This is a genomic window from Komagataeibacter xylinus, assembly GCF_031081985.1.
Classification (GTDB): Bacteria; Pseudomonadota; Alphaproteobacteria; order Acetobacterales; family Acetobacteraceae; genus Komagataeibacter; species Komagataeibacter xylinus_E.
Genome location: NZ_JARWSK010000001.1, coordinates 508,830 through 533,195, shown reverse-complemented (window position 1 = coordinate 533,195; position 24,366 = coordinate 508,830). Strand labels below are relative to the sequence as shown.

At 58.6% G+C, this 24,366-nt stretch carries 32 protein-coding genes and 2 pseudogenes; 15 read left to right on the top strand and 19 right to left on the bottom strand.

The window, feature by feature from the left end:
• Positions 1-341: 341 nt before the first annotated feature.
• Positions 342-923 (top strand): TetR/AcrR family transcriptional regulator, encoded by a 582-nt coding sequence (locus QEG70_RS02750; RefSeq protein WP_308719249.1) that lies wholly within the window; start codon positions 342-344, stop codon positions 921-923.
• Between the two features lie 57 nt (positions 924-980).
• Here the strand turns inward: QEG70_RS02750 and QEG70_RS02745 are convergent, their stop codons facing one another.
• The 3 genes from QEG70_RS02745 to QEG70_RS02735 form a co-directional block, all read right to left on the bottom strand.
• The gene (locus tag QEG70_RS02745; protein WP_308719248.1) at positions 981-1,568 is read right to left on the bottom strand and encodes a TetR/AcrR family transcriptional regulator; all 588 of its coding nucleotides are present in this window, start codon (positions 1,566-1,568) and stop codon (positions 981-983) included.
• 276 nt (positions 1,569-1,844) lie between these two features.
• A complete protein-coding gene (locus tag QEG70_RS02740; protein WP_308719247.1) occupies positions 1,845-2,789 on the bottom strand; it encodes a PDR/VanB family oxidoreductase in 945 nt (314 codons plus the stop codon).
• Between the two features lie 4 nt (positions 2,790-2,793).
• Entirely contained in the window at positions 2,794-3,834 is a 1,041-nt protein-coding gene (locus tag QEG70_RS02735) for an aromatic ring-hydroxylating dioxygenase subunit alpha (protein ID WP_308719246.1), read from the bottom strand.
• A gap of 101 nt (positions 3,835-3,935) precedes the next feature.
• Between QEG70_RS02735 and QEG70_RS02730 the strand changes: the two genes are divergently transcribed.
• Complete coding sequence (locus QEG70_RS02730) at positions 3,936-4,868, top strand: LysR family transcriptional regulator (protein ID WP_308719245.1); 933 nt, start codon at positions 3,936-3,938, stop codon at positions 4,866-4,868.
• Between the two features lie 107 nt (positions 4,869-4,975).
• Here QEG70_RS02730 and QEG70_RS02725 read toward each other — a convergent pair whose 3' ends face one another.
• Both QEG70_RS02725 and QEG70_RS02720 read right to left on the bottom strand, forming a co-directional pair.
• On the bottom strand, positions 4,976-5,857 hold the full coding sequence (locus QEG70_RS02725) for a sulfurtransferase (RefSeq protein ID WP_308719244.1): 882 nt from the start codon (positions 5,855-5,857) through the stop codon (positions 4,976-4,978).
• Between the two features lie 125 nt (positions 5,858-5,982).
• Entirely contained in the window at positions 5,983-6,771 is a 789-nt protein-coding gene (locus QEG70_RS02720) for an SDR family NAD(P)-dependent oxidoreductase (RefSeq protein ID WP_308719243.1), read from the bottom strand.
• Positions 6,772-7,116: 345 nt separating this feature from the next.
• Here QEG70_RS02720 and QEG70_RS02715 point away from each other — a divergent pair, with 345 nt between their 5' ends.
• Positions 7,117-7,278 (top strand): hypothetical protein, encoded by a 162-nt coding sequence (locus tag QEG70_RS02715; RefSeq protein WP_308719242.1) that lies wholly within the window; start codon positions 7,117-7,119, stop codon positions 7,276-7,278.
• Between the two features lie 139 nt (positions 7,279-7,417).
• On the opposite strand, the gene QEG70_RS02710 is transcribed toward QEG70_RS02715, so the two are convergent.
• Together QEG70_RS02710 and QEG70_RS02705 are read right to left on the bottom strand one after the other, a co-directional pair.
• Positions 7,418-7,708 carry a hypothetical protein gene (locus tag QEG70_RS02710; RefSeq protein ID WP_308719241.1) on the bottom strand — a complete coding sequence of 97 codons (291 nt, stop codon included), beginning with the start codon at positions 7,706-7,708 and terminating at the stop codon, positions 7,418-7,420.
• A gap of 106 nt (positions 7,709-7,814) precedes the next feature.
• Positions 7,815-8,222: a hypothetical protein gene (locus tag QEG70_RS02705; RefSeq protein WP_308719240.1), complete on the bottom strand. Its 408-nt coding sequence runs from the start codon at positions 8,220-8,222 to the stop codon at positions 7,815-7,817.
• A gap of 132 nt (positions 8,223-8,354) precedes the next feature.
• On the opposite strand from QEG70_RS02705, the gene QEG70_RS02700 reads away from it, so the two are divergent.
• Together QEG70_RS02700 and QEG70_RS02695 are read left to right on the top strand one after the other, a co-directional pair.
• The gene (locus QEG70_RS02700; protein ID WP_308719239.1) at positions 8,355-8,654 is read left to right on the top strand and encodes a hypothetical protein; all 300 of its coding nucleotides are present in this window, start codon (positions 8,355-8,357) and stop codon (positions 8,652-8,654) included.
• Positions 8,651-8,995 carry a DUF952 domain-containing protein gene (locus tag QEG70_RS02695; protein WP_308719238.1) on the top strand — a complete coding sequence of 115 codons (345 nt, stop codon included), beginning with the start codon at positions 8,651-8,653 and terminating at the stop codon, positions 8,993-8,995. The genes QEG70_RS02700 and QEG70_RS02695 overlap by 4 nt, the downstream gene beginning before the upstream one ends.
• Positions 8,996-9,026: 31 nt before the next feature.
• Here QEG70_RS02695 and QEG70_RS02690 read toward each other — a convergent pair whose 3' ends face one another.
• Positions 9,027-9,809, bottom strand: a complete 783-nt coding sequence (locus QEG70_RS02690) for an MgtC/SapB family protein (RefSeq protein ID WP_308719438.1) — start codon at positions 9,807-9,809, stop codon at positions 9,027-9,029.
• A 181-nt stretch (positions 9,810-9,990) separates the two neighbouring features.
• Here QEG70_RS02690 and QEG70_RS02685 point away from each other — a divergent pair, with 181 nt between their 5' ends.
• Positions 9,991-10,863, top strand: coding sequence for a DMT family transporter (locus QEG70_RS02685; RefSeq protein WP_308719237.1), 873 nt, complete (start codon positions 9,991-9,993; stop codon positions 10,861-10,863).
• Positions 10,864-10,921: 58 nt separating this feature from the next.
• Here QEG70_RS02685 and QEG70_RS02680 read toward each other — a convergent pair whose 3' ends face one another.
• The 11 genes and pseudogenes from QEG70_RS02680 to QEG70_RS02630 form a co-directional block, all read right to left on the bottom strand.
• Positions 10,922-11,092 carry a hypothetical protein gene (locus QEG70_RS02680; RefSeq protein WP_308719236.1) on the bottom strand — a complete coding sequence of 57 codons (171 nt, stop codon included), beginning with the start codon at positions 11,090-11,092 and terminating at the stop codon, positions 10,922-10,924.
• Positions 11,093-11,578, bottom strand: a complete 486-nt coding sequence (locus QEG70_RS02675) for a hypothetical protein (RefSeq protein WP_308719235.1) — start codon at positions 11,576-11,578, stop codon at positions 11,093-11,095.
• 24 nt (positions 11,579-11,602) lie between these two features.
• Positions 11,603-11,830: pseudogene (locus tag QEG70_RS02670) on the bottom strand (hypothetical protein); the annotation flags it as partial.
• Entirely contained in the window at positions 11,767-12,000 is a 234-nt protein-coding gene (locus tag QEG70_RS02665; protein WP_308719234.1) for a hypothetical protein, read from the bottom strand. The gene QEG70_RS02665 and the pseudogene QEG70_RS02670, both read right to left, overlap by 64 nt.
• 348 nt (positions 12,001-12,348) lie before the next feature.
• Positions 12,349-13,104, bottom strand: a complete 756-nt coding sequence (locus tag QEG70_RS02660) for a cupin domain-containing protein (protein WP_308719233.1) — start codon at positions 13,102-13,104, stop codon at positions 12,349-12,351.
• Positions 13,105-13,367: 263 nt separating this feature from the next.
• Entirely contained in the window at positions 13,368-13,565 is a 198-nt protein-coding gene (locus QEG70_RS02655; RefSeq protein ID WP_308719232.1) for a hypothetical protein, read from the bottom strand.
• Between the two features lie 143 nt (positions 13,566-13,708).
• Positions 13,709-14,212 carry a phage scaffolding protein gene (locus tag QEG70_RS02650; RefSeq protein ID WP_308719231.1) on the bottom strand — a complete coding sequence of 168 codons (504 nt, stop codon included), beginning with the start codon at positions 14,210-14,212 and terminating at the stop codon, positions 13,709-13,711.
• Positions 14,213-15,147: 935 nt separating this feature from the next.
• Positions 15,148-16,032, bottom strand: a pseudogene (locus QEG70_RS02645) (phage terminase large subunit); the annotation flags it as partial.
• Positions 16,016-16,414: a terminase small subunit-like protein gene (locus QEG70_RS02640; RefSeq protein WP_308719230.1), complete on the bottom strand. Its 399-nt coding sequence runs from the start codon at positions 16,412-16,414 to the stop codon at positions 16,016-16,018. The gene QEG70_RS02640 and the pseudogene QEG70_RS02645, both read right to left, overlap by 17 nt.
• A gap of 722 nt (positions 16,415-17,136) precedes the next feature.
• A complete protein-coding gene (locus QEG70_RS02635) occupies positions 17,137-17,547 on the bottom strand; it encodes a DUF6232 family protein (protein WP_308719229.1) in 411 nt (136 codons plus the stop codon).
• Complete coding sequence (locus QEG70_RS02630; protein ID WP_308719228.1) at positions 17,544-18,299, bottom strand: LexA family transcriptional regulator; 756 nt, start codon at positions 18,297-18,299, stop codon at positions 17,544-17,546. The genes QEG70_RS02635 and QEG70_RS02630 overlap by 4 nt, the downstream gene beginning before the upstream one ends.
• A 195-nt stretch (positions 18,300-18,494) precedes the next feature.
• Here QEG70_RS02630 and QEG70_RS02625 point away from each other — a divergent pair, with 195 nt between their 5' ends.
• From QEG70_RS02625 to QEG70_RS02585, 9 genes are all read left to right on the top strand, one after another.
• A complete protein-coding gene (locus tag QEG70_RS02625; protein ID WP_308719227.1) occupies positions 18,495-18,800 on the top strand; it encodes a helix-turn-helix domain-containing protein in 306 nt (101 codons plus the stop codon).
• Positions 18,797-19,609 (top strand): ParB N-terminal domain-containing protein, encoded by an 813-nt coding sequence (locus QEG70_RS02620; RefSeq protein WP_308719226.1) that lies wholly within the window; start codon positions 18,797-18,799, stop codon positions 19,607-19,609. The genes QEG70_RS02625 and QEG70_RS02620 overlap by 4 nt, the downstream gene beginning before the upstream one ends.
• Entirely contained in the window at positions 19,606-20,064 is a 459-nt protein-coding gene (locus QEG70_RS02615; RefSeq protein ID WP_308719224.1) for a hypothetical protein, read from the top strand. Before QEG70_RS02620 ends, QEG70_RS02615 begins: the two co-directional genes overlap by 4 nt.
• Positions 20,064-22,046 carry a transposase domain-containing protein gene (locus QEG70_RS02610; protein WP_308719223.1) on the top strand — a complete coding sequence of 661 codons (1,983 nt, stop codon included), beginning with the start codon at positions 20,064-20,066 and terminating at the stop codon, positions 22,044-22,046. The genes QEG70_RS02615 and QEG70_RS02610 overlap by 1 nt, the downstream gene beginning before the upstream one ends.
• 79 nt (positions 22,047-22,125) lie before the next feature.
• Positions 22,126-23,076: an AAA family ATPase gene (locus QEG70_RS02605; protein ID WP_308719222.1), complete on the top strand. Its 951-nt coding sequence runs from the start codon at positions 22,126-22,128 to the stop codon at positions 23,074-23,076.
• Between the two features lie 2 nt (positions 23,077-23,078).
• On the top strand, positions 23,079-23,510 hold the full coding sequence (locus QEG70_RS02600) for a hypothetical protein (RefSeq protein WP_308719221.1): 432 nt from the start codon (positions 23,079-23,081) through the stop codon (positions 23,508-23,510).
• A complete protein-coding gene (locus QEG70_RS02595) occupies positions 23,507-23,845 on the top strand; it encodes a hypothetical protein (protein WP_308719220.1) in 339 nt (112 codons plus the stop codon). The genes QEG70_RS02600 and QEG70_RS02595 overlap by 4 nt, the downstream gene beginning before the upstream one ends.
• Positions 23,846-24,091 (top strand): hypothetical protein, encoded by a 246-nt coding sequence (locus QEG70_RS02590; RefSeq protein ID WP_308719219.1) that lies wholly within the window; start codon positions 23,846-23,848, stop codon positions 24,089-24,091.
• A complete protein-coding gene (locus QEG70_RS02585) occupies positions 24,088-24,366 on the top strand; it encodes a hypothetical protein (RefSeq protein WP_308719218.1) in 279 nt (92 codons plus the stop codon). The genes QEG70_RS02590 and QEG70_RS02585 overlap by 4 nt, the downstream gene beginning before the upstream one ends.

Genomic DNA, 24,366 nt, shown 5'->3' with positions numbered 1-24,366 from the left:
TAAAATGACACGTTGCATGTGTAGGCGCGTACGCTTGGTCCCTGCTGGCCCGATAAGATGTTGTTAGGAATTTCAGGACAAAATGTTTTGTATGTAAGGGTTTTGTGACAATTGGCTGGATAAATAGGAATTATTTCATACATTGTATAAAATCTATCATTTTTTTATCATACTCAATCGCAACATAATTTCTGATTATAATCCCACGTTCATACGCTTATGCCGCCTTTTCAGAAGGATGCCTTCCCATTTCAAGACGCTATCATAAAGGAAATGTTCCCGAAGACCTGCGCATCGCAACTGTCAGAATACTTGAATCTGAACGGCTCGAAGCCCTTTCGGTGCGTCGCCTCGCCAAGGAAGTCAAAGTCGCACCGGCCAATTTCTATAATCATTATGGGAGTCTGAATGATCTCCTGCTAGAAATTGCCGTGGAATATTTTCAGATTTTCCGCAAGCAGATCGCCCATATCAACCGCACTTGCGCCAATCGCGCCGATGCGCTCAAGCGTATTGTATTTTACTGCGTGGATTTTGGTTGCACCCATCCCCAACTCTACCGGCTCATGTTCGGTTACATACCGGATGCCTATGCCTATCCGCGCTATCGCATCATCGTCGGTGCCGCGTTCGAAGATCTGATGGAACTGATATATGGCAAGCGGGTTTTTACGTTAACCGATGACTTCGGCCCCAATGATATGGAAATCCTGCGCCGGAAAGTGCAGGCTGGTTATGGCATGTACGCCATGCTCTGCGGTTTAGCGAACCTGTTCGTCATAAAAGCGCCCACCGGGCCTCTTTTTGATGGTGATAACCCGCGTGAAAGCATGGCCGCTTTTCTCGGTGATATTCTCGATGCCTTCATCAGGGGCGATCTGGCCCGCGCGCTCGATGCCAAACCGGACGAAGCAGGAAAATAGCCCGAAGGATTGATCCACGCCCTGCCCCATCAGTTGCGGATTGGAGCGGGATGGGAATCAGGGTTGGGAAGGCGGATCCGAAGGGGCCATGGCACGCGTTTCACGCAGAATCACTTCTATGGCCCAGCTTATGGCGGCGCCTGCCTCGCTGCCGTTCATATCGAACTCTTCGCGGAGCGTCAGCCACGACAGGACATTGTCCAGGCAGGCAATCACGGCTTCTGCCCGGCGTCGATCGGCGGGGGGCACGTCTGGCGTATCGCGCCATAGCGTTCTGCGCCGACGGACGAGAAGTTCATTGCGAAACTTGATCCGCATTGAACGCCCGACCCGCGTCAGGGCAAGAATGCGGGAAAGATTCGGGTGCTCGTCAAACCGCGCTGCCGCGATGCGGAAGCCCTGCACCAGATCATCCGGATCCGTGCCCAACGCAAAGCCGAATACCTGCGTATTCAGCCATTCACCCGTCGCCCGCAACAGGGCATCACGGCAGGAAAAATACTTATAGATAGTCCTTACGGAAAGGTTGGCGCGTTCTGCAATATGGGCAGTGGAAACCGTGACATCATCGCGCTCTTCGATAAGGGCGACAAAGCTTTCAATAATGCGTTGCCGGGTCTGTGCGGCAGCTTTGTCGCTCGGCATATGTCATTCCCCTGACTTTATAAAACGGCTTTGTCATGAGAGCATGTATGATGTCAATGTTGTTGAGGTAATGCCCTCCAACAGCCCATGTTGTCAGTAATTACAAAATTCCCAAATTCAGGCCAGCCTTTCTGATTTTCCTATGGACCGTTTGTTTTCTGTCCCCTTCCGAGGGGTCTGGATGGCATTTTGTGCTTCCTGTCCTGAATCTGAACCCGGATTACCGTGCCACCGATCATTGCATGCGCCAGATATGCATTGTCAGGAGCATAACTGTTACAGGTCCACAGTGATGGAGGGCGTGCGGGCGCGTGAGCAGCAGAGGGCAATGCTGCTGGCCTGTTCCGCCTCGGTCAGCACCATGTCACGATGTGTGCCTTCCCCGGCCAGAAGCGGCACGACACAGGCGCCGCACATGCCCTGTTCACATGAGAGGCTGACCGCAATGCCTGCCGCCATCAGGGCACCGGCAATGCTCTGGTCGGGCGGCACGGTTATGAGCCGCCCGGAACGGGCCAGCACGACTTCAAACGCCTGCTCCCCATCAGCAGGTGCCATTTCCGCAGGGCGGAAATGTTCCGTATGGATCTGCGCAGCCTCCCAGCCCGTAGCGATGGCATGGGACGAGACGGCCTGCATGAAGCCATCCGGTCCACACAGCATGATGGCCGTATCCGCTTCAGGACAGGCCAGTGCAGCGGGGTAGCCCTGCCTGAGGCTCGTGGCCATATGCACGTGGTGCCCATAGGGAGCGGTAAGCAACCGGTCCCTGAACGGTGCCTGATCGGGCTTACGTGTGTAATAGTACAGCGTCCAATCAGCACCCTGATGCTGCAGCCGAGCCATCATGGGCAGGAGCGGCGTAATCCCGATTCCGCCGGCAATCAGTATATGGCGTTGCGCACTCGGCAGCGCGAAGGCATTGCGGGGTGGTGAGATGTGCAGTTCCATCCCCTTCTCCACGCTGCGGCACAGGGAGGCCGATCCCCCGCGTGAGGCCGCTTCGCGCCTGATGCACAGTTCATAAAAACCGGGATCATCCGCATCGTTACACAGCGAATACTGGCGTACCAGCCCCGCAGGGGTCAGGACATCCACATGCGCGCCGGGCGCGAAGCGGGGCAGTGCCCCCTGCCCTGGCGCTACCGCAAGCCGCAGGCGGACACAGTCCGCCCCCTCCGGCATGACATCATGCACGATAACAGGAAAAAGAGCTGACATGACGTTATGCCGTAAAAAACTGGCTCAGGCCCATCGTGCGCAGGGCACGGCGATAGGCAATCGAACTGCGGTCGGCCATGACATGGGCTTCAAGCGTGGGGTCGAGCGGCAGGTTCTCGGGCTTCTGGGCCTCGACAAGCGCGCGGTCTTCCTCGAATACGCGCAGGTTGAAGTCATAGACATCCTGCAGCGGCAGGTCCTTGTCAAAGTTGCGGCACATCGGCGCGAACATACGTGTCTTCCGCGCCGATACAGGTGAAGCCGTATTCATGATGACCAGCCGCCCGTTATCGGGGAAATAAATTTCCAGCGTGGCGGTAAAGGGCACATGCACCCGGAAGTGGCGCAGCCATTCAAAGCCTGGCCGCCCCCGATCCGTCTTGCCAATGGGGTAGTTGCCTACGCTGCTGCGATATTCGGCCTCGAACCCATCGGGCGTGACATGCGTTTTGTAGGGCGGCACTACAGGGTTTTCGGGGTCGGCGAAGGTGTCGGTATGCACGAAGGCGAAATGGGCCACATCAATGAAGCCTTCGACCTGCCGCCCGGCAAAACCGGCAATGTCAATAAAGGGGCAGTTGATCTGCTGATAGGCCGGATCATCCCAGTGCGGCATGGGCGGAATGACGGGCGGCGCCTCATCAGGGCGCAGGCAGGTCCAGATCAGGCCATACCGCTCCACCGCCGGGTAGGTGCGCAGCTTCAGCTTGCCGGGAATGGCGCTGTCGGGGTGGGCGGGCACTTTTACACACCGCCCCTGTTGCCCAAAGCGGAAGCCATGATAGGCGCAGGCCACCGTCTGTCCATCGCCCTTGCCCATGCTCAGCGGTACGCCCCGATGCGGGCACAGGTCATCGGCGACCACAATCGTATCGCCCGCGCGGTAAAGCACCAGCGGGGCATCAAGCAGGGTCACGCCCATCGGTTGCGTGCCCAGATCGCGCACCAGGGCGACCGGGTGCCAGCAACGGGCCAGGATCAGCCAGTCATCGGCATCGAATGTCATGTTGCGGGGCAAGGAAGGGGCAGTGGCGGCGGCGGGCATGGTGTCGTCTCCTGAACGGGCTTTCAGAAAGATCATTTCACATGCTTCATGCTCTCAGATATATCATAATTGATCCTTATTCATTCTCAAAATAAGAACGCATGAACCCTTTTTCGCGCTTTCTGGTCTATTTTCTGGCGGTTGCACGCCATAAATCCATCCGCCGTGCAGCGGAGGAACTGCACATTGCGGGTTCGGCCATCAACCGGCATATCCTGCTGGGTGAAAAGGAATTGCAGACCCCCCTGTTCGAGCGCCTGCCCACCGGCATGCGCCTGACAGCGGTGGGCGAGCTGCTTTATGCCTGCGCCCGGCGCTGGGTTAAGGATCTTGATGACCTGACCCGCCAGATCGATGACCTGAAGGGCATCCGCCGCGGGCAGGTTGACCTGCTCGCACCCGAGGCCCTGTCACGCGCCTTCGTGCCGCAACTCGTGGCAGACATGAAGGCCAGCCATCCGGGCGTGGTGCTGAATGTGAACATCCGTGACAATAAACGGATCTGCCAGGCCCTTGTGTCGGGTGAAGGCGACCTGGCCCTCGTGCTCGACCCCGATGACATGCGCGACATCGTGGTACTGCACCGCATGACCTTCCCCCTCGGCTTCGTGTGCCTACCCGCGCACCCGCTGGCACGGGAAGGGTCGGTCAGGCTGGCGCAGTGCATGGACCATCCCGTCATCATGCCTGAACAACCGCTTGCCATTGCCAGCGTGTTCGACAGGCTGCTGCAAGGCGGGTGCGTCAACCCGCCGGTGGCTGCTCGGGCAAACAATGTGCAAATGATGCTTTCGTTGGTGACGGCAGGGATCGGGATCTGTTTTCTCAGTTCGCTCGATGTCATGGCAGAGGTCATGCGCGGGGAACTGGCCTTCGTGCCGCTTGCGGGCGTACAGGTGCCCCACCTCACGCTTGCTCTGGTACATGACCGCACCCGGCAGCTTTCTCGCCTGACGCAGCATGTCGAGACCATGACCAGAGACATCATGGCCAGCCATGCCCGGCAGGGTGAACCAGACAACACCCTGAAATGATGAAGATTTTTCGTGGAGATTTTTTCAAAAAGCTTTGAAGAACGCCGCCTTCTTGAAAAAAGGCGGCATCCAAGAACTTTTATTATTTTTTTATCAATGCATTGTTTTTAAACAGTTTCCTGGTCGCCGTTATAAGGTGCGGCAGCTTTCGGCAGTCCGCCTTCAATCGGCAATGCCGGGTTACGCGACCACTCGTTCCACGAACCCATGTAGATGCGCAGCCTGCTGAACCCGGCCGAGGCCAGCGCCACATAGGTATTGGCAGCACGCGCACCCTTGAAGCAGTAGATGATGATGTCATCATCAGGGTGCAGGTTGCGCGTGGCGGCCAGCGCGCGGATTTCATCAGGCGTGCGGAAGGCGGCGTGGTTGTCGGTCACCTTCATGAAGTCATACCACTCGATCCACACGGCACCGGGAATACGGCCCTTGCGCGGCGCGAAATCGATCCCGTAGGGCGATGAACTTTCCGCCAGCCATTCCACCCTGTCGCGGTTGTCGAGCAGCTTGATGGTGGAAGAACCCAGCGCTGCCCGCACCTCGGCCTGCGTTGCCATGAGGCTGGCATCGGGCCGCAGGGGGAAGTCCGTGCGGGCAGGGGTGATGACATCAGTGGTCAGCATGCCCCCTTCCCTGCGCCACGCGCTCAGCCCGCCATCAAGAATGCCCACCTTGGGGTAACCCAGATAACGCAGGATCCAGTAGCCCCGGCAGGATGCGCCATAGCGGGTGTGCAGCGCGTCTTCATACACGATGGCGGTTCTGGTGCCATCAAGCCCGTAATCGGCAAACAGGGTGGCGAAGGTCTGCTGCAGCTTGTGCAGCCCCTCATGCGAGGTTTCGGCCAGATAGGTAAAGATGTCCGGCATGTTGACGGCACCGGGAATGTGGCCTGCCGCGAAATCCTTGGGGTCGCGCACGTCAATCAGGAGCACGCCGCTCCCTGCGGCACGCACGTCGTCTGGCGAATAAAGAACGGTGGTGGACATGAAACATCCCTGCGGCATGATGATGAACAGACCCTGTTCTCCTACCAGCAATCCGCAGTGTCATGCAGGGTCTGCGCCACGCCCCGGCCATGATCGGCGCGGGACGCACGCACAGGGCGGCCAGGTCAGATCGTGCTCAGCACGCCGCCGTCAACGCGTACCGCCGCCCCCGTGGTGGCCGAAGCCTGCGGCGAGGACAGGTAAACCACCATGTTCGCCACTTCATCCACGCTCGCGGCGCGGCGGATGATGGAAGACGGGCGATGCTGCATCACGAATTCGGCCGCCACTTCCTCCATTGTCCTGCCGGTTTTTTCCTGCTCGGGCCTGAGCATTTCCGCCAGCCCTTCCGACAGGGTTGGCCCCGGCAGCACGGAATTGACGGTGACATTGGTGCCTGCCATTCGCTCTGCCAGGCCGCGGGCGATGGTGACCTGCGCGGTCTTGCTGAAGCCGTAATGAATCATCTCGACCGGAACGTTGAACGCCGATTCCGATGAAATGAATACCACACGCCCCCAGTTGCGCGCCTGCATGCCCGGCAGATAGGCACGTGCAAGCCGCACGCCAGACATGACATTGACCTCGAAAAACCGGGTCCAGTCGGCATCCGGAGTTTCAAAAAAATCTTTCTGCTCGAAAATGCCCAGATTGTTGATCAGGATATCACAATGCGGGTGGGCTGCGACCAGCGCAGCACAGCCTTCCGCCATGCCCAGATCGCCCGTAAAGCCAGCTACGCTGCCCTTGCCCAATGCACCGAGAGCCTTGACCGCCTCCGCTACCGCTGCCGGGCGGCGCCCGTTGATGATGACATGCGCACCGCTTGCAGCCAGACCCCTGGCAATGGCCAGGCCGATCCCGCCGGTTGAGCCTGTTACAATGGCCGTGCGGCCGGTCAGATCAATCTGCATGGTCGGTCTTCCTTTCTTTGCGGGTGGAACGCGCGCACGCGCCTTTGGCTTCACAAGACCATGGATGCTCCACAAGGGCCAGAGGGGCATGGCCATGCTGTTTCGCCCGGTTCCGGCAATTTTTCACCATCACGTTTATTTCGGCGGGACGACCCTGATTACCTGTGGCGCAAGAAGAATAGATTCCTAACAATACCACCATCAGGTCGATCCTTAGCCTCTGCAGAGGGAAAAAGCCAGGGTGCCGCGAAACAGGATTCATACAATCGTCACACTTGTGATGTTCCATATTTGTTAAGCATCCCTGCCTGCGCTTTGGCGGGCTTTTTCAAAGGTTTCCGGATCATGAACGTACAGTCCGATTCCACTCCAAAACCCCGCAAAGAGCCGCATGAAGAGTGGCGTGAAGCCCTGCTGCGCGCGTGGCGCAGCAGGCGCGGTTATGCCCGCCAGCAGGATGCCGCACATACGGTATCCGATGAAGGTTTCCTGTATGATGATGCCTGAAATGCATGGCAGCGTTACGCAAAATTCAGGTATTGACCTTCAGGGATATAAGTGATGCATTCGGTTACAAATGAAATAGCGGTATGCTCTTTATATCATCGGGCCGTTATTTTATAAGGCAATATCTGATTTGAAAAAATCAGTTCGTTAGGAAGGAATAGATTACATGAAAAAAGCACTGCTTTTTGCTGCTGCCCTCGGCCTGGCCCTGCCCGTCGCTGCCCATGCGGATGACAACAACGACCAGCACCACGGTGAGCACCGTGGCCACCATGGCGGCCATCGCGGCGGTCATGACCAGAACGGTCAGGGCGGCGAGCATGGCGACCGTGACCACGGTGGTGACGAGCATGGCGATCGCGATCATGGTGGCGAGCACGGCGACCGTGACCACGGTGGTGAGCATGGCGACCATGAGCACGGCGATCACGGCCAGCAGTAATCTGCGCGCCTGACACCATGTGTCAAAAAAGGGGGCTCCTGATGGAGCCCCCTTTTTTTGTTCTCGATAGACTGTGCTCCGTAAGCACTCCTGTTCAGAACAGGATCAGGTCGATGCCAATGCCCAGCGCCATCATGCTCCACAGGCCCACCAGCATGGCCTTGCGGCGAATGATATGGCGCGACAGGAGCCTGATCAGCGGGTCACCCTCAGTTGCGGCGGTTCGTTCACCGGGCTTGAGCTCCCGGTAAAACCCCCCGTTTTCCGTAACGCCGACCATATTGAGCAATCCTTGGCGGAAGCTGCGCAGGTCTTCTTCGGTATAAAGTGTCTCGCGATTGATGGTGATGGTTTTCGGCCCGCAACGCAGCAGGCGCATGGCGCGCAGGTGGCGCGGGTGGATGCCCAGGTAATCCGATGCTTCTCCTGCAGGCAGAATGGCCCGGCGTGGAAAATGCAGCACGGCTGGTTCCGTATCATTGCCAGGGAGGGGCATCATCATGCGAACCTTTCCGTCTCTTCATGCACAGTAGTGGTTGAGTAACTCCACGGTGCGCCCATGGCGCCGCAATGGCCAGACTGATTTTACATCATGACCGTAATTGTGCGCCTTCCCCCTTTTCTCACTCCGGATATGCCATTAAAGCGGCCCGGTTTTGCCGGATTTGCAGGCGGCCGACATGCCGGAAGCTATGATGCGTATTGTCATGCCCGGTTACATCGGGTTTGTCTGGTCACGGGCTATGCCTCGCTGGTGGCCCTGACGGCCATCCCGCTCACGTGGCTGGTCTCGGGGCCGGACCCGCGCACACTCATGGCCCGGATGGGCCTGCTCGCATCGCATGCAGTGAGACGCTATGGTGACCAGCATGTTTCCCCTGCTGGTGCGCTGCCCTATGCTGTGCCCTCCCCTGACCGGACCAGAACGTCATGACAGAGCATATCGTCTATAAAATCCTGACTGCCCCCGAACATGAAGCATTAGTCCGCGTGGGCCTGTTCAAAGGCTCGCCGGCTGATGTGGCGGATGGCTTCATCCATTTCTCCACCGGGCCACAGGTGCAGGGCACGCTTGAAAAGCATTTTGCAGGCCAGAGTGGTCTTGTGCTGCTTGCGGTCGATCTGGCCCTGCTTGACCCGGCGGCCGTGCGCTGGGAACCCTCACGTGGAGGGCAGCTTTTTCCGCATCTCTATGCCGCCCTGCCTGTTGGTGCGGTTGTCGCCACCACTGCCGTAACTCATGATGCACAGGGCCGTGTGCAGCTACCGGTCTGAGCGGCCCCCTGAGCGGCGCGGTGCAGGCTGTCTATTCGGGGTCATGATCGCCTTCATCGGTTTCCACGCTGATAATGCCATCAAGATCCGATAACGCGGCAACAAGGTGCGAGACAGGCCGCTTGCCGCGCACCTTGAGGAAGAGCGTGACCGTGCCGTGGCCCGGTCTCTCATCAGGTCGTGACAGTTCGGCATCGTGCTGTCGGTCGCGCAGATCCTGCAGGGCCTCGGGGTCGTGCAGGGATTGATCAGGCGGCTCGAGCTTGACGCGGGTAATGGTGAAACGCAGCCTGGTGCAGCGGATCAGGATCGTGCGCAGCAGCCCCCGCCCATCGGGGTAGGACACGAACAGCCCGACCGGGCGGGCGGCATGATCGCGTGGAACAAGGTGGCTGATGCGCGGAAAGCCGAGCATGATGATGAAATGGCCAATGGTTGTCGCTACCGCCAGCGTAATCAGCCCTGCCCCACAGGCCATGCCAAGGGCCGCAGTCAGCCAGACTGATGCCGCCGTGGTCAACCCCCGCACGATGTCGCGCCGCATGAAGATCACGCCACCGCCAATGAACCCGATGCCCGATACCTCCTGTGCCGCGATGCGTGAGGGGTCCAGCACCACCCGCCCCGCATCAAGAATGTTGTTGAAACCGTATTTTGATACCAGCATGAATAGCGCGGACGCCACCCCGACCAGCGTGTAAGTGCGCAGGCCAGCACTTTTCTGCCTGAACTCCCGTTCCATCCCCACCAGGGCCGACAGGATGAAAGCAAGCACGAGTTCACCAAGCTGGAGCCAGCCTTCCCCCGATGACATATTGGCAAAAAGTGACAAGACGGCCCTCCTCTGCTTCAAGCCATGCGCCCGGGTGTTAAACAGCACGCAAGAAGGCCGGGTTGCGTGCCTTCGCGCAGGGTAAGCCCCACTTTATTTTTGGTTATCTGGAGGAAGAGGTGCGGATCAAAATAAAACAATGGCGGGCGCGCGCATGGCGATCATGAACCTTCCCTCACGGCAGGAACTGGCCCTGATGGCCGTAACGCTGTTCTGGGGGGGCACGTTCCTGATCGTGCATGTCACGCTACGACATTGCGGCCCCCTGTTCTTCGTCGGGTTGCGCTTCATGACAGCAGGGTTGATCGGCTGCACCGTTTTTCATCGCGTCCTGCGCCGGATGACCCTGGCCGAGATGGGCGCGGGTATGGCGATCGGCATTGCAATATGGGGCTGTTACACCCTGCAGACCTACGGTCTGCAAACCATCAGCAGCAGCCGTTCCGCTTTTCTGACTGCACTTTACGTGCCGATCGTGCCTCTTGTGCAATGGATCGTGCTGCGCAGGCCGCCACGCATCATGAACTGGGTAGGCATTGGAATGGCTTTTGGTGGCCTGGTGCTGCTGGCAGGTAAGGATGCAACCAAAGGTGGATTTGGCCGGGGTGAATGGGCGACCGTGCTGTGTGCCGTATCGGCAGCAGGCGAGATCATACTGATCAGCCGTTGTGCGTTGGTGGGAGACAGCAGGCGCATCACCGTGGTGCAGTTGCTCGTGGCCGGGATCCTAGCCCTGCTGGCCATGCCGGTTGCGGGCGAGCGCCTGCCCACATTTTCATGGATATGGGTTGCCGGGAGCGTGGGTCTGGGCGTTGGCAGCATGCTTGTGCAACTGGCCATGAACTGGGCGCAGAAAGCCGTCTCGCCCACGCGGGCCACCATTATCTACGCGGGTGAGCCGGTATGGGGGGGTATTGTCGGGCGCGTGGCCGGTGACCTGATGCCAGCCACCTCGATTCTGGGCGCGTGCTGTATTGTGGCAGGCGTGCTGGCAAGTGAGATCAGGGTGCCTGCACGCTCACAACCCGGAAAGTGATTTTGAATGCCGCCTTTATAAAAAGGCGGTATTGCGTGAGGTTTTCAACTGACTTTTCTCAGGTCACCGGCGGCCCAAGGCGTTCGCGCATCATCCGTTGCCGCCGCCAGTGCCGTAACATAAAAAGCCCCCCGGCCAGCAGGCTGACGGCATTTCCCACCACAATGCCGTAAAGGAAGGCAAATACATTTGTGGCATGTTCCATATTGCTTCCCCTGCTCATGATCATTCATGCACCATGTGTTGCCACGAAAACCGTAATCCGCCCGATTGCCTCCTGCGCCGTCAGTGTCGTGCCAACTGTGCTGCGCCGTGCAGTCATGTCCACCATGGCCTTGAGCAGCGAGATCAGCGTTGACGCGGCATTCGCTGCCGTTTTTACCTCCGAGACCACAGTGCCCGACAGGTCAGACGCCATGCCGGTAATGACTGCGATAACAAGTGTATTGATCTGCTCGATATCAGCTATAATACCGTCAAACGCCGTGCGAATGCTGGTACTGTCATAACTGACGATGTGCTCGCCCCGGCGGCATTCCTGAACGTATCGAGAGCCTCCTTGAGTGCAGTTATTACCGTATTGGCCAGCGCCACGTTTGCGGGGCCCATGGCCGCTGTAACACATGAAAGACTGATGGCGGTGAAACATACGTGACTTATTTTTGCCGTAATGAAGGGCAGAATGGAGCATGCAGCTTCGGCTCACATCGGCCATCCACCTAGCGCCGAAGCTGCACCCCTATTCTTGCGGTATTTCGGGCCTGCCCTTCCTGTTCAGAACGGGAATACCCGCTGCGGTCACGGCCTGCTTGGCCGCAGGCTTGTCGGCCAGCGGCACCCGCACGCCCGACTGTCCCGGCTTGAAGTGATTTTCCGCCCAGCCGATGTTCAGCCCGATGGTGGTCATGAACTGGTAGGCCACGGCCCACCGGCTGCCTGCATGCGGCGGCGGGATGATGGCGGCAGCAGGCCTGCGCGGGTATCGGTAATGGTCTGGCCGATGCGGGCGGGAAACTCCATCTGGTCGTCAATGGAACGGAAACCCAGGCGCGACTGCAATGCATCCTGGAACGCACGCGACAGGAACCCCTGCTGGATGACGGGCTGGAGGGCAGCGGGGAAATTGGCGATCGCCATGAATTTCATTTCCTTGAAAAAACGAAAAAAGCCGCCATGCGTAATGCAGTGGCGGCGGGTAACGGGCTATGGCAGCGAGGTGCCATCTATGGCTGGGGTGGGTGGTCAAGGGGGCGTGGCGTAAGGCGCGCCATCATGATGCGTAAGCGATCATGCGCCCCTTGCCTGTTCCGCAGGCGGCCTTGACCGTGGGCGGAACAGGTAACGGGCGGATATGATTTTTAATTATGATTTGAATATTTTCTGAAAATCTTCAAAAGAATGCCGCCTTTAAAAAAAAGGCGGCACCCAAAAACTTTTATTATTCCGCATGGACCATTTTATGGCAGGCAATAAATACCCTGCGCTTCAGGCCGGGCGGAAAATGGCATAGACTTTCTTGACATATTCCCGGCTATCCCATGCACAGTCAGCCCCCTGCTCGACAAAGAAGATATCACCTTTAACGAACGTCTTTTCCCGGCCTGCCCCATCCACGAACGTCACACTGCCTTCAATCAGGTACATCAGTTCGGCATGGCCATAATGCATGGCACGGCGGGCATAAGGCGTAGAGTCCCATGTGCCGCACACCAGTTCGCCATTGGCGGATTTATAGTCATTGAAGCTATGGCATGTCGGTGCGGGACCAAGCAGCAGATCGGCCGAAGGCGACTTGGAAGGTGCAAGCACGGGCGCGGGATTGATCGCCACCGGCGTCTGTGCGCCCGGCGTGCTGGTTTTGCTGCCCATGATGATGGCGCGCGTGCCCGGTGCCGCAGCCCAACTGAAACTGCTCCCCCTGGGCAGCACGATGCTGGCATCGGGACCAAGCACATTCGCACCGATGTTGAGTTCGCCCGCCAGCACGATCACGAATTCATCTTCCGCCATGGCGGTGATGATGCCCGCGCCTTCAGGTGCACAGGCGGCAATGGAAAGACCGCCTTCCTGTCCGGCAAGCAGCGTGCGCGCGTGCAGGAAGTCACCGGGCTGGGGTGCCGATGCGGCGGCAAAGGCGCGCAGGTCGATAAAGCTGCGTGTGGTGACGTTGGTCTGGCTCATGAACAGGTCCTTGCGGCAGGCGGGGCCGGTACGTGTGCTGGGGTTGCGCGCGACCGGCATCCACCCTGCTCCAGATAGTGGATGATCGCCTATTTTAACCGCAATGGGTGAGCAGGATGTACGTTTTGCCTCCCTGCCACGGTACATCCCTGCAAGCTGGGTGCGACTATTGGCATATTATGCCATCTTCCTGTTTATATCCATGACAGACAGGCGTATATTTTACCTGAACGCTATTTGCAAAATCTATCCAGGCAATATCCTGCCATCATAAAAATGATGTTGCGAATAAATTATGTTTTTATTTTAATTGATTTAATTATTTACTCCCATTTGACATCAAACTCTTCCAACTCGCCATTTACCAATGGCATATCTTTGCACCACAAATCATATCCCTCTGTTGGAGATTTTATTATGTATATGTAATATCCACCAGTATCTGATTCATCAAAATCAACCTCTACTCTCCAACCTTTATACTCACCTTCCCTGATGATGCCTCTTTTTATCACAACCATTTTTTGTTCCATAAATTTACATTATTTCTATATATTCTTTACTTTTATATTTTTAAAAAAGCAAATCAGGGAATTATTTTCAAACAGTCTTCTGGTCGTCACGTTCAGGTAATGAACCGCCCTGTGGTCTGTCGGCTCAGGCCCTAATTCGCCACCGGCCAGCGCAGCCCTGCCGCCATGGCTGCGGCTTTTACATCGCGCGTTCCTGCCGTGCGGGCATCGAACGGGGCCGGATCGTCTGCGCGGGGTGCGGGGCCTGCTGCAGTAGTGCCACGCGCAGCGCCCGATGCCCCCTGTGGCGACGCGAACAGGTAGGCCCGGCTTTCACGCGCGGCGGTCATGATCGTGTCCAGTCCCTGCGGGGCGCCATCTTCGCCGAGCGTTACAGCGCTCAGGTCAACAAGGCGGACCACATCGGCAGGTTCCACCGCTCCCATGCGGGCGGCAAGGGCACGGGCCTCGGCGCGGATGATGGCGCGGTCCGCGCGGGTGCGGGCCGTGCTGACCTGCTCGGTAGCGCGGGCAAGGTCGCCCTCCAGCGTCGTGCGGGCATTCACGGCCGCATCAAGCTCGGCACGCAGGGTTTCCATCTCGCGGTGCAGGGTTTCAATGTCGGGGGTCTGGGGCACGCTTGCACGGGTCATCATATCTCTCCATCAACGAAAAAAAATCAGGTCGGGTCGGCTGCATTCAGCCGTGCCCACTCGGCATGCGGGGCCGGGCCACCCGCGCGGGTGGCAAATATGGCGCAGGCAGTCTGCCGCGACAGGAAGCCCCCCTGCACCGCAGCGCCAAGTCCTTGGGCCAGTTGCGCCAGTTCGGCTTCCGTATCGGCAAAATAGGGGGGCCATTGCAGCGCAAGCCCCGTTGCATCGAGCCTGGTGTAATCCTGTCCGCCAATATGCACGCCGCCTTCAAGCATATGCGAAAACGCGCACACCATGCGGTCCACAAGCCACAAAAGAGGCTGATAGAGCATTTCCATCGCCCGGCCCGATGTGGGGGCGGCAAGGCAATCGGCCTGTGCGCGGTTGCCATGGATCTGCTCCATCACGCTGGCACGCAGTTCACGGTAATGGTCGCGCATGGCCCCTGCCGCGTCACCGTTGATTTCGAGCAGCTTGGCATCGCCATCAAGCGGCAGGGTCAGGGCAGCGGATGCACCACCGGTACTGGCGGGCGTGCCATCGGCATAAGGGTCCGGCCCCGCGCGGATGACAAGCCTGGGGTCCGCACTGTATTTAAGCCCCCGCCCCGATTGCGAGAGCAGATAATCGCATTCGATGACCGTATCGATGGCCGGGGCAAAGGTGCAGGGACCATCCACCGTACCTGGTGCCGCCAGATTGGCCATCCACACCCACGGCACGAAGCCAAGGCCGTGATGGGTGCTGCGCGTGCCATCAAGGCGGGTGGGCAGGCCGGCATCCACGCGCTGGGGCACATAAACGTGACAGTCCGCCCGGTCCCACACGCGCAGCCACCAGAAAATGGTGGTGGCATCATCTGCGGCGATGGGCCAGCCCTGGGTTGCCAGCATGGCACCTGTCACCTTGAAGCACTCGGTCACCGTGGCAAGCGCGCCCGCGCCATCCACCCCGCACACAATGATGCCGATTTCATCGGAGCGGGTATCTTCCGGCCCGGCGCAGCCTGACGGGTCAACCGCCACCACGATGCGCCGCATCTGCGTGCCCACATGGCGGCTGGTGGCGGGTGTTATTGCTGCGGCGCGGCGAAAATCCTCCAGGCGCCACAAAGCACCATCGACAGCCTGCTGGTATTCGCCTTGCACAAAGCGCCTGCGTTCACGCTCTGGCAGGGCCGCGAGCTGGGCCAGATACTCCGCCGAGAGATTGGCCCGGTTGCCCTCCGGATTAAGCTGCATGGTGGCGTAGCACGCGGGGTCTGGCAAAGGCTGGCCCGATGAAGGCTCGATACCGGATTCAAACACGCGGTAAAGCCAGTGCGCGGTGGTTGGGGGGTTGGCATCGATATATTCCTTCAGTGCCAGGGGCGATTTCTGCGCCAGCCTTGTAAGCAGCATGTTGCGCGCGCCGTAAGTGACCTGGCTTGCTTCGTTAAGGTAGACGGTGGCGAATTCCAGCCCCAGTATCTTTTCAGTCCGTTCTTCGTCATCCAGCCCGCCAAACATGATGAGCGAGCCATTGGGCAGTGTCACGCTCCAGTCGGTGCGCGAAAGCTGCCACGGCACGGAGGGAAAGCACCGGCGCATGACGGTGGGAAACGTATCGACCACAATGGTGGCCCGCAAAGCGTTGAACCTGTGGCGAAATATGCCATGCCGCGTGCCCGCCGCCCGGAGTGCCCGAACGACCAGCGCGCGCACCAGCACGAATGTCTTGCCCGAACGCGCCCCACCCCGCAGCAGGATATGGGTGGCATTTCCCCCCAGAAGCCGGTTGGCGGCATGCTGGTCGGGCGTGAGGCTAAAGGGCTGCGTCATCAGTGGTGATGGTAATGGAAATGCTGCCTGCCCCCTCGCCCCGCGTGGCGGAAGCCGGTGGACGCAGGCGCGTTGCAACCCACATGCGGGCCTCCATGCGCAGTTTTATGGCTGGTACATCCTCGCGGCCCGTGGCGCGGTCGGCAATGGCTATGATCTCTTCGGCCAGCGTGTCGGCCGCGGCTTCGCGCGCGGTATCATAGAGCGCACGAAAGGCCGGATTATCGCGCAGCCAGCGCAATATGGTGGCGCGGTGTGGCAGCGCCGGATCAGCACAGATGGCGCGCAGGCTCTGCCCATCAGCCAGGCGCAGGCAGATATCATCGGCCAGTCTGCGGCTATAGGCGCTGCGCCGCGTGCCCGTGGCGGCCTGTTCGGGCATGCTGTTTCTCCATAAAAGGCATGACGCCCGGAAACCGCGGAAGCGGTGCCGGGCGTGGGTCTGTCAGGATAGGCTCTTTATGCTGAAAAACCGCGCAGGCAGCAAATACAGTTTCCATGCTCCATCCTGCCAGAATGGTTTGGCGTGCGACTTCGTGCACATTTTATGCATAAGGCATATCTGTATATTCTGCGTTTGATGATTTCCGCTGATGCTTTTCTGTAATTAAGCCGTTCCCCTATGGGCATTATGTGGCCGTGTCAGATACAGAACTGTCAGGATATGTTTCTTATACCTAAAAACCGTGCAGGCAACAATTTTCCTCTGTAGTACAAAACTACATAGGGTGACATAAAGCAGGCACGCTACCGTTGAAAGGGGACAGTGGGAATGGAAGCAGAAGGTAACCGGGATTTCGTGAGATATGCGGGGATCTGATGGGATCGAGAAATACCGGTTTCTCTAGGCGCAGGCTAGTCTGGTGGAGAGTTATCCACAAGATGAAATCGCCATTTGGAAATGTCTGGAAGCAAATGGCGTTTCAGGCATATGGGACATACCCTTTGGAACCGTGGCATGTTCAGATGGCGGCGCGCTCTGAACAATCTTAATGGCCTCTTAGGGCGCTAGTGATGGAAGCCCTGAAGCCACGTTAAGATCGCCACGATAACGCCCACAGACGCTGATGACGCTGGCTTCAATCAAGAGGTCGAGCTTATCCTCTAGCTGCGCAGGCGAAGCGCCTCTTCCACTGCCTGTTTTATCCGGTCAGCCTGGTCTTTTTTCTTAACAGTCAGCAAAGGCTGATCGCCAGATGAATTTTTTACAATTATTATGTATTTATCTAACCCTAACTTTCCAATTATAAAGCATGAAACCACAAAAAAAGCGATAGCAGCATAAGCAGAGGATGCTATCAAAGCTAAGCTTATTGCTGCCACCATAAATGCCAAGAAATTAAATAGACCAGTTTTTTCCTTTTTAATAGATATACTTCCAATTGATGATACAGAAAAAGTGCTTTCTCCAATCTTTATAAGGCTTTTGTCAATATAGATATTTCCTTCAGATAAAATTGCATTATTCATATCTTCTTTCTCCAAAGTAGAGCAATTTTTATATGATTCAATCACGACATCGCCTGCAGTCTGTAGGCTACGCGGCCGATTACGGTGATTGTGTTGTCGCCATCGGGTTTCCCCCAGCGCACGCGGGATATATCCGTGAAAAATGGCGGATAAAGCGGGTTATCCGAGGCTATGCGGACCTTGCCGTCTGGTTCGGCTGACACGCGCTTGACGAGCAGACCGCCGTTTACGACCAGGACATGGACGCCATCAAGGATATGCTGCTGGCGGGTATCGACCACGAGGAGGTCCCCAGCCCGTAGGGCGGGCTCCATGCTGTCGCCACGGGTTTCCAGCATGATGGCGCGGTTGGGCTCAAGCCCCAAGTCCTGCCGCAAGAAACGCTTAGAAATAGCGACTTTCTCGGGCTTTTCCGCCTCATCAGCGCACAGGCCAAAGCCTGCGGACGCGGCGACATTATAATAGTCGATGTGAGTCAAATCATCTGATGGTTCTAGACCGCAGATACTCACTTCTGAACGCGCATGCGAGACTTCATCACCGAGAAGAAGCCAGTCTAGGGATACCCCACATGCACGGGCTATGCGGGATGCGGCTTCTGCCGACATAGATCGGCCCGTGAGATAGTGATTAATCGAGCCGTTAGGAACGCCAGATAGTGCGGATACGTGCTTATTCCCACCAGCACTTTTGATGGCACTGCGTAGGCGCTCCACGAGATGGATCGCATCCAAGTTCGGGTCCGGAACTTGGATGTCACGCTTCCGAACGTCTTTCCCTGAGATTTCTTCAGTCATACTAATGCGTAACCGCACTTATCAACATGATTTCCACAGATAAGAAGTCGGATGCGCACTTTTGCGCTTGCCCTGCACTGCGGATTAGATATTCTCACGGCACACCTCGCGACGAACAACAGCGGCGTAAAGTCGCTGAAACGGGGTTGAAGAAAAGGGCGGCTGGCACCGCCCCGAATCTCAGGAGCTATATATATGGCACAGAAGCCTAGAGGAATGCACGCCGAGGACATCAAGGCGGAGCTTCGGAAGCGATACGGCTCGCTTGCGAAGTTCTCCACCATGATTGGCCGCGATAGCCGTGCCGTGAGCAAAACCATCGGAACCGTGGGATATTCGGTTCCGATTGAACGCGAGATTGCCAAGGTGCTGGGGCGTGAGCCGCAGAACATCTGGCCGGGTCGCTATCATCATGACGGGTCTCCTGTTTCCATGACCGTTATCAGGACACCTACCGCCCTGCCGCATGACGCGCACCGTCAAAACGGAGTGGCGGCATGAACATCGAACAAATCCCTGTAGCCGATATCGAGGTTGGCGAGCGCCTGCGGGCGGTTGACCCAGACTGGGCAGCGCTGATTGCCGCTTCCATGCAGGAGAACGGCCAGCGAGCACCCATTGAGGTCCGCAAGCTTGGCCGGTCTGGCAAGTATGCGCTGATTTCTGGCGGCCACCGTCTGGCTGCGATGAAGCTGGCGGGCATCGACCATGCCGCTGCCATCATCGTGAAGGCTTCCGATCTGGAAGCGAAGCTGCTGGAAATTGACGAAAACCTGTGCCGCCGGGAGTTGAGCCCGTTGGACAAGGCTACGTTTCTGGCCGAACGCAAGGCGGTTTATGAGGAACTGCACCCGGAAACGAAGCACGGTGGCGACCGGAAGTCAGATCAAGAGTGCAACCTTGCACACTTGATCCCTTCCTTCACTAAAAGCACGGGTGAAAAGCTGGGCATTGATGCCAGCACCATCCGCCGGTCCATTGCCCGTTACACTCACATCATGCCGGATGTCCGCGAAAAAATCACGGGCACCTGGCTGGCCGATAGCGGCGCACAGCTTGATGAACTGGCCAAGCAGGAGCCGGACATGCAGCGCCAGATCGCGGATTTCGTGGCCCAATGGCCGGGCGTGCGGAAGGTGTCCGAGATCGTGCGCCAGCTTGCTGGTCGCCCGAAGCCTACGCCGCCAGGTGCACTGGAAAAGACGGCTGCCATCTGGCGCAAGGCATCCCCTGCGGAGCGCAAGCAGATCATTGAGTTCTTCGCGCCACATCTTCCCGGCTATCAGGCAGAAGAAAGGGCAGCGGCATGACCCGGAATGCACCTGAACAGCTTTCCCTGCTGGACTGGGTTCCGCCCAATCCGGTGGTGCGGTTTGACCCGCGCCTGATCCGCGCCAACCAGTTCACATCGCGCCTGTCGCGCGCCATTTCCGTCTCGCTGGACACCTGCGGGCGGTCGCGTGAGCAGATTGCGGCGGCGATGTCCGACCTGCTGGAAAAGCCGGTGTCGATAAACATGATCAATGCGTACGCCAGCGTGCAGCGTGAAGGGCATCAGATCAGCGTGCCGAGATTCGATGCCCTTCTATCTGTTACGCGGGACCGCAGGCTGCTGGAGTTCATGGCGGAGCCGCTCGGCTGGGCTGTGATCGAGCGCCGCTACCTGCCTATGATCGAGCTTGCCGCGGTTAGTGAGCACAAGAAAGAGCTGGCACGTCGTGAAAATGCCCTGCGCCGTCAGGCTATGCGTGGGGGTGACTGGTGATGGCGGTTACTGCACAGCAGCACTGGTTTTCGCTAACCGAACTGGCGGCTATGGCGCTCCCCACTTTGCCTGCCACCGAACGAAACATGCGCGAAAGGTGCAACGCAGAAGGCTGGATGAACCCTGAACTTAAGGGTCAGACATGGCGTGAGCGTAATGGCCGGGGGGGCGGATACGAATTCACCATGTATTCCCTTCCGCTCCCTGCACAGGCTGCCCTGGTCATGCGGATGCAGGCTGCCGAGGCAGCACAGAAGCCGGATGAAGACCGCGCCCGGCGTGAACGTGAAGACCTGTGGTGGCGCTTTGACGCCATGCCGGAGAACAGAAAGGAGGAAGCCCGCCGGGCATACCAGATACTGGATGCGGTGGAGACGCTGATCCAACATGGCGTGCGCAAGAATTACGCGATCATACAGATTGCAGCGCTGCGCGGCGTGGGCACGACCACGATATACAACTGGTATCGGGATGTGCGCGGGCTGAACCGGTGCGACTGGCTGGCCGCCCTGGCACCGCATTACGCCACGGCCAAGTCGCGCGCGGAGTGTCCGCGTGAGGCATGGGAAATCCTGAAAGCCGATTACCTGCGCCTGTCTGGTCCGACCTTCAATGACTGCTACCGGCGCTTGCAGGGACAAGCCAAAAAGGAGGGATGGAAGTTGCCATCAGCAAAGACGCTCAAGCGGCGCATGGACGCGCTGGGACCGGCGCTGCTGACCCTGTGCCGGGAAGGTAACGATGCCCTGCACCGCATGTTCCCCGCGCAGGAGCGTGACCGCTCCATCTTCCATGCCATGGAGGCGGTAAATGTCGATGGTCATGTCTTTGACGTGTTCGTTGATTATCCGGGCATTCAGAAGCCTGTAAGGCCCGTTTTAGTGGCCTTTCAGGATCTGTTTACCGGCATGATCCTGTCATGGCGTCTGGATATTTCCGAAAACAAGGAGATGGTTCGTCTGGCGTTTGGTGACATGGTGGAACGCTATGGTATCCCCCATAAATGCTATCTGGATAACGGGCGCGCCTTCGCTAGCAAGTGGCTGACCGGCGGGGTCGAAAACCGCTACCGCTTCAAGCTTCGGGATGATGAACCGCAGGGCATCATGCCCCAGCTTGGCGTGGATGTGCGGTTTGTTAATCCCTATAGCGGGCAGTCAAAGCCGATCGAGCGTGCGTGGCGCGATCTGGCGCAGGGGCTGGCCAAGCATCCGCTGTTCGAGGGAGCGTATGCCGGGAATAACCCGATGAACAAGCCAGAGAACTACGGCAGCCGGTCCGTGCCACTGGAGTTGTTCATCAAGGTAGTGGCGGAAGGCATTCAGGAGCACAACGAGCGTATAGGGCGGCGCAGCAAGGTATGCGGCGGAAAACTCAGCTTCAAACAGGCTTTCGAAGCATCTTATGCCACCGCTCCCATCACCAAGGCCACGCCGGAACAGCGTCGGCTGTGGCTGCTGGCGGCGGAAGCGATCCGCGCGGACAAGACCACGGGTGAATTCAAGCTGGAAGGCAACCGCTTCTGGGCGGAAGAACTGACCGCGTTGCGCGGGCAGCAACTTGTGGTGCGGTTTGACCCGCAGGCATTGCAGGGATCGGTGTTCGTTTACCGCCTGGACGGCACCTTCGTGTGTGAAGCGCCGTGCCTTGCTGCGGCAGGCTTCGCCGACAAGGGGGCTGCCCAGTCCCACAACCGGGCACGCAAGGCGTGGATCAAGGCGCAGAAGGATATGGAAAAGGCGCAGAACCGCATGTCCATCGCGGAATTGCAGGACATTTACGCCCCCGATCCCGATGCGGCGGAAGAAACGCCCATGGAGGCCAAGGTGGTGCGCCCGTTCCGCCCTGCTGCCGCCACGTCCGGTAATGCCGCCATCGCCATCCAGCCGGATGAAGAAGAAGACGACTATCTGGTGCGAGCCATGGAAATGGAACGTGCCCAGCGACCCGGCCTACGCCTTGTTGACCCGGACGATTACTGACCGTCCGCAAGAATTAACCGACTGACACAACAGAAAAGAACACGGAACGATGGTTAAAGAAACCACGAACGCTACCCCCATGCCTGACGCCAGCAGCCTGCGCAACCGCGCGCGCCTGGCACAGGAAAAGCAGGGCCTGTCGAACCGGCAGGTATCTGATGCCACAGGCATTGCCTACACCACCTACAGCGCCTGGCTGAACAACACCTATGCGGGCAATAACGCCCGCATTGATGAGGTCATGGAAAAGTGGCTGAAATCCTTGGCGACCAAGGAAAAAGAGCGGGAGATGACCCCGATCATTCCGGGGTTCATCATGACGGCCACCGCGTCGCGTATCTTCGCCATGCTGGATGGTGCGAAGTTCGGGCCGGACATGGCCATGATCGCGGGCGATGCCGGTGTGGGCAAGACCGTGGCGCTGAAAGCCTATGCCCGCCAGAACAACAACGTCTGGCTGGTCACGGGCCGTCCGGCCATGCGCTCCCCCACCGCGATCCTGACGCGCATCGCCAAGGAACTGGGCCTGCGTGAACGCGGGAATGGTCTGGATGAAGCCATCATCGAACGCCTGACCGATACCGGCGGCCTACTGATCGTGGACGAGGCCCATCACCTGAGCATTCAGGCGCTGGAGGAAATCCGCTCCCTGCACGATCTGGCGGAAATCGGCGTCGTGATCGCGGGCAATGCCCCGCTGAACGACAAGATCGACGGGCTGGGCCGCAGCAAGGAACATGCGCAGCTCTTCAGCCGCATCGGCCTGCGTCGCTACATCCAGCGTCCGCTGGAGCGCGACATGTGCGCCATCATCGCGGAATGGAACATTCAGGATGATGACGTGAAGATCGCAGCCAAGGGCATCGCGCAGAAGCCCGGCGGCCTGCGCTCCATGAGCAAGGTGCTGCGCAACGCCATGCGCATGGCCCGCATCAGCGGCAACGATCACATCACTACCGACGACATGAAGCGCGCCTGGGCGGAACACATGACCGGCGAACTGCCGAAGTTCCGGCGCGTGGGAGGCTGAAAATGTCAGACAATAGTGGCGTCCTAGTCGGATACTGGCTCCCGGCCACCATTACGGCGGAGCATATCGAAGATGCCTGCGCGGCCCTTGGCTATGAAATTGCGTCCGAGGCGACTGGCGAGGAACCGGCCGCCATGCTGATGCGCATACTCATGGCGATGGGCCAGCCGGTTGTTTTTACCGGAAATGCGAGCGACCACGGCATCAAAATTACTACCAACGAAAGCGGAGAGCAGCGCATCTGGCAGCTTGTCTTCAGGGATGAAATGGAGGTGCAGGTTGCTGCATGGCGGCAGCGCTATGAACGCATTCGCTGGCGCTTCCTTCAAGATGCCAAACTTGAGGGACGCTCTTTAACGGCGGCGCAATTCGATGCCTTGGTAGATGGCGACGACGAAGCCCGCGCAGCCGTCAACGAAGGCGCGGCATCATGAGCGTCTGCCTGAACCCCCAGTTCCCGGCGCGCGTCCGGTGCATTGATCCGGTCATTGCTCCTGTCGTCGTCATGGACGCCCTGCACGAAGTCACGGCAGGCACTCCGTTTGACCACCCGGATCGCTTCGATCCACTGCTGGAAGACCTGATCCTGTGGCTGCGCTCCACGGCGCGCGACCTTTCGGGCGCGTGTGCACCTTCCATCGCTGATTCCTTGGATACCCCAGCACAGCGCGGCGCGGGCGATCGTCAGAAAATCGTTGTGGCGTTCTTCCGATCCCTGCCGCCGCATATGCGTGTGCGGCAAATTCTCTCTGGCCTGGAGGGCCGATAGATGCACCAGACACCACTTGCACAGCTTCGCCACAACACCTGCAGCATGCGGGAAACAGCGATCCGCATGAAGGAAACCACGGGCGACCGCACCCTGACCGCAGCCGAACTGCATGACCTGGGCGACTGGCTCATGCGCCGGTGCATCGAGATCGACGGAGCCATCGGCACCGCAGCCCTTGCCGGGCACCTGCCGCACCTGGGCAGCGTGGTGGTCGAAGGCGAATGCCGGGAGATCGGGGCATGAGCGGGGGAATGGTTGTTACTGCCCCAGCCCTTGCCACGACTGCGGCTACAGCCATCGAATTCATTACCACGGAACAGGAAAAATGGGTTGGAAAGGGACCAAACGATCTGTTGGATGCGATCCATGAAGCCCTGACAAGTGCTGTCAATGCAGCGAATACCATGCAGGTGCATGAGGCCAACTATCAGACGATCCGCGCGGCGGCATATGCCCTGATGCTCGCAACGGCTTCATGCGCCACTGCCTGCCGGCCCCATGCGCCGGGAGTCCACTGA

What these genes read in the sequence shown, in the direction of transcription:
- QEG70_RS02745 (WP_308719248.1), bottom strand. Translation starts at nt 1,568, where the DNA reads ATGCCGAGCGACAAAGCTGCCGCACAGACCCGGCAACGCATTATTGAA.
- QEG70_RS02740 (WP_308719247.1), bottom strand. Translation starts at nt 2,789, where the DNA reads ATGTCAGCTCTTTTTCCTGTTATCGTGCATGATGTCATGCCGGAGGGG.
- QEG70_RS02735 (WP_308719246.1), bottom strand. Translation starts at nt 3,834, where the DNA reads ATGCCCGCCGCCGCCACTGCCCCTTCCTTGCCCCGCAACATGACATTC.
- QEG70_RS02730 (WP_308719245.1), top strand. Translation starts at nt 3,936, where the DNA reads ATGAACCCTTTTTCGCGCTTTCTGGTCTATTTTCTGGCGGTTGCACGC.
- QEG70_RS02725 (WP_308719244.1), bottom strand. Translation starts at nt 5,857, where the DNA reads ATGTCCACCACCGTTCTTTATTCGCCAGACGACGTGCGTGCCGCAGGG.
- QEG70_RS02720 (WP_308719243.1), bottom strand. Translation starts at nt 6,771, where the DNA reads ATGCAGATTGATCTGACCGGCCGCACGGCCATTGTAACAGGCTCAACC.
- QEG70_RS02715 (WP_308719242.1), top strand. Translation starts at nt 7,117, where the DNA reads ATGAACGTACAGTCCGATTCCACTCCAAAACCCCGCAAAGAGCCGCAT.
- QEG70_RS02705 (WP_308719240.1), bottom strand. Translation starts at nt 8,222, where the DNA reads ATGATGATGCCCCTCCCTGGCAATGATACGGAACCAGCCGTGCTGCAT.
- QEG70_RS02700 (WP_308719239.1), top strand. Translation starts at nt 8,355, where the DNA reads ATGCCATTAAAGCGGCCCGGTTTTGCCGGATTTGCAGGCGGCCGACAT.
- QEG70_RS02695 (WP_308719238.1), top strand. Translation starts at nt 8,651, where the DNA reads ATGACAGAGCATATCGTCTATAAAATCCTGACTGCCCCCGAACATGAA.
- QEG70_RS02690 (WP_308719438.1), bottom strand. Translation starts at nt 9,809, where the DNA reads ATGTCATCGGGGGAAGGCTGGCTCCAGCTTGGTGAACTCGTGCTTGCT.
- QEG70_RS02685 (WP_308719237.1), top strand. Translation starts at nt 9,991, where the DNA reads ATGAACCTTCCCTCACGGCAGGAACTGGCCCTGATGGCCGTAACGCTG.
- QEG70_RS02680 (WP_308719236.1), bottom strand. Translation starts at nt 11,092, where the DNA reads ATGATCATGAGCAGGGGAAGCAATATGGAACATGCCACAAATGTATTT.
- QEG70_RS02675 (WP_308719235.1), bottom strand. Translation starts at nt 11,578, where the DNA reads ATGGCCGATGTGAGCCGAAGCTGCATGCTCCATTCTGCCCTTCATTAC.
- QEG70_RS02665 (WP_308719234.1), bottom strand. Translation starts at nt 12,000, where the DNA reads ATGGCGATCGCCAATTTCCCCGCTGCCCTCCAGCCCGTCATCCAGCAG.
- QEG70_RS02660 (WP_308719233.1), bottom strand. Translation starts at nt 13,104, where the DNA reads ATGCCGGTCGCGCGCAACCCCAGCACACGTACCGGCCCCGCCTGCCGC.
- QEG70_RS02655 (WP_308719232.1), bottom strand. Translation starts at nt 13,565, where the DNA reads ATGGTTGTGATAAAAAGAGGCATCATCAGGGAAGGTGAGTATAAAGGT.
- QEG70_RS02650 (WP_308719231.1), bottom strand. Translation starts at nt 14,212, where the DNA reads ATGATGACCCGTGCAAGCGTGCCCCAGACCCCCGACATTGAAACCCTG.
- QEG70_RS02640 (WP_308719230.1), bottom strand. Translation starts at nt 16,414, where the DNA reads ATGCCCGAACAGGCCGCCACGGGCACGCGGCGCAGCGCCTATAGCCGC.
- QEG70_RS02630 (WP_308719228.1), bottom strand. Translation starts at nt 18,299, where the DNA reads ATGACTGAAGAAATCTCAGGGAAAGACGTTCGGAAGCGTGACATCCAA.
- QEG70_RS02625 (WP_308719227.1), top strand. Translation starts at nt 18,495, where the DNA reads ATGGCACAGAAGCCTAGAGGAATGCACGCCGAGGACATCAAGGCGGAG.
- QEG70_RS02620 (WP_308719226.1), top strand. Translation starts at nt 18,797, where the DNA reads ATGAACATCGAACAAATCCCTGTAGCCGATATCGAGGTTGGCGAGCGC.
- QEG70_RS02615 (WP_308719224.1), top strand. Translation starts at nt 19,606, where the DNA reads ATGACCCGGAATGCACCTGAACAGCTTTCCCTGCTGGACTGGGTTCCG.
- QEG70_RS02610 (WP_308719223.1), top strand. Translation starts at nt 20,064, where the DNA reads ATGGCGGTTACTGCACAGCAGCACTGGTTTTCGCTAACCGAACTGGCG.
- QEG70_RS02605 (WP_308719222.1), top strand. Translation starts at nt 22,126, where the DNA reads ATGCCTGACGCCAGCAGCCTGCGCAACCGCGCGCGCCTGGCACAGGAA.
- QEG70_RS02600 (WP_308719221.1), top strand. Translation starts at nt 23,079, where the DNA reads ATGTCAGACAATAGTGGCGTCCTAGTCGGATACTGGCTCCCGGCCACC.
- QEG70_RS02595 (WP_308719220.1), top strand. Translation starts at nt 23,507, where the DNA reads ATGAGCGTCTGCCTGAACCCCCAGTTCCCGGCGCGCGTCCGGTGCATT.
- QEG70_RS02590 (WP_308719219.1), top strand. Translation starts at nt 23,846, where the DNA reads ATGCACCAGACACCACTTGCACAGCTTCGCCACAACACCTGCAGCATG.
- QEG70_RS02585 (WP_308719218.1), top strand. Translation starts at nt 24,088, where the DNA reads ATGAGCGGGGGAATGGTTGTTACTGCCCCAGCCCTTGCCACGACTGCG.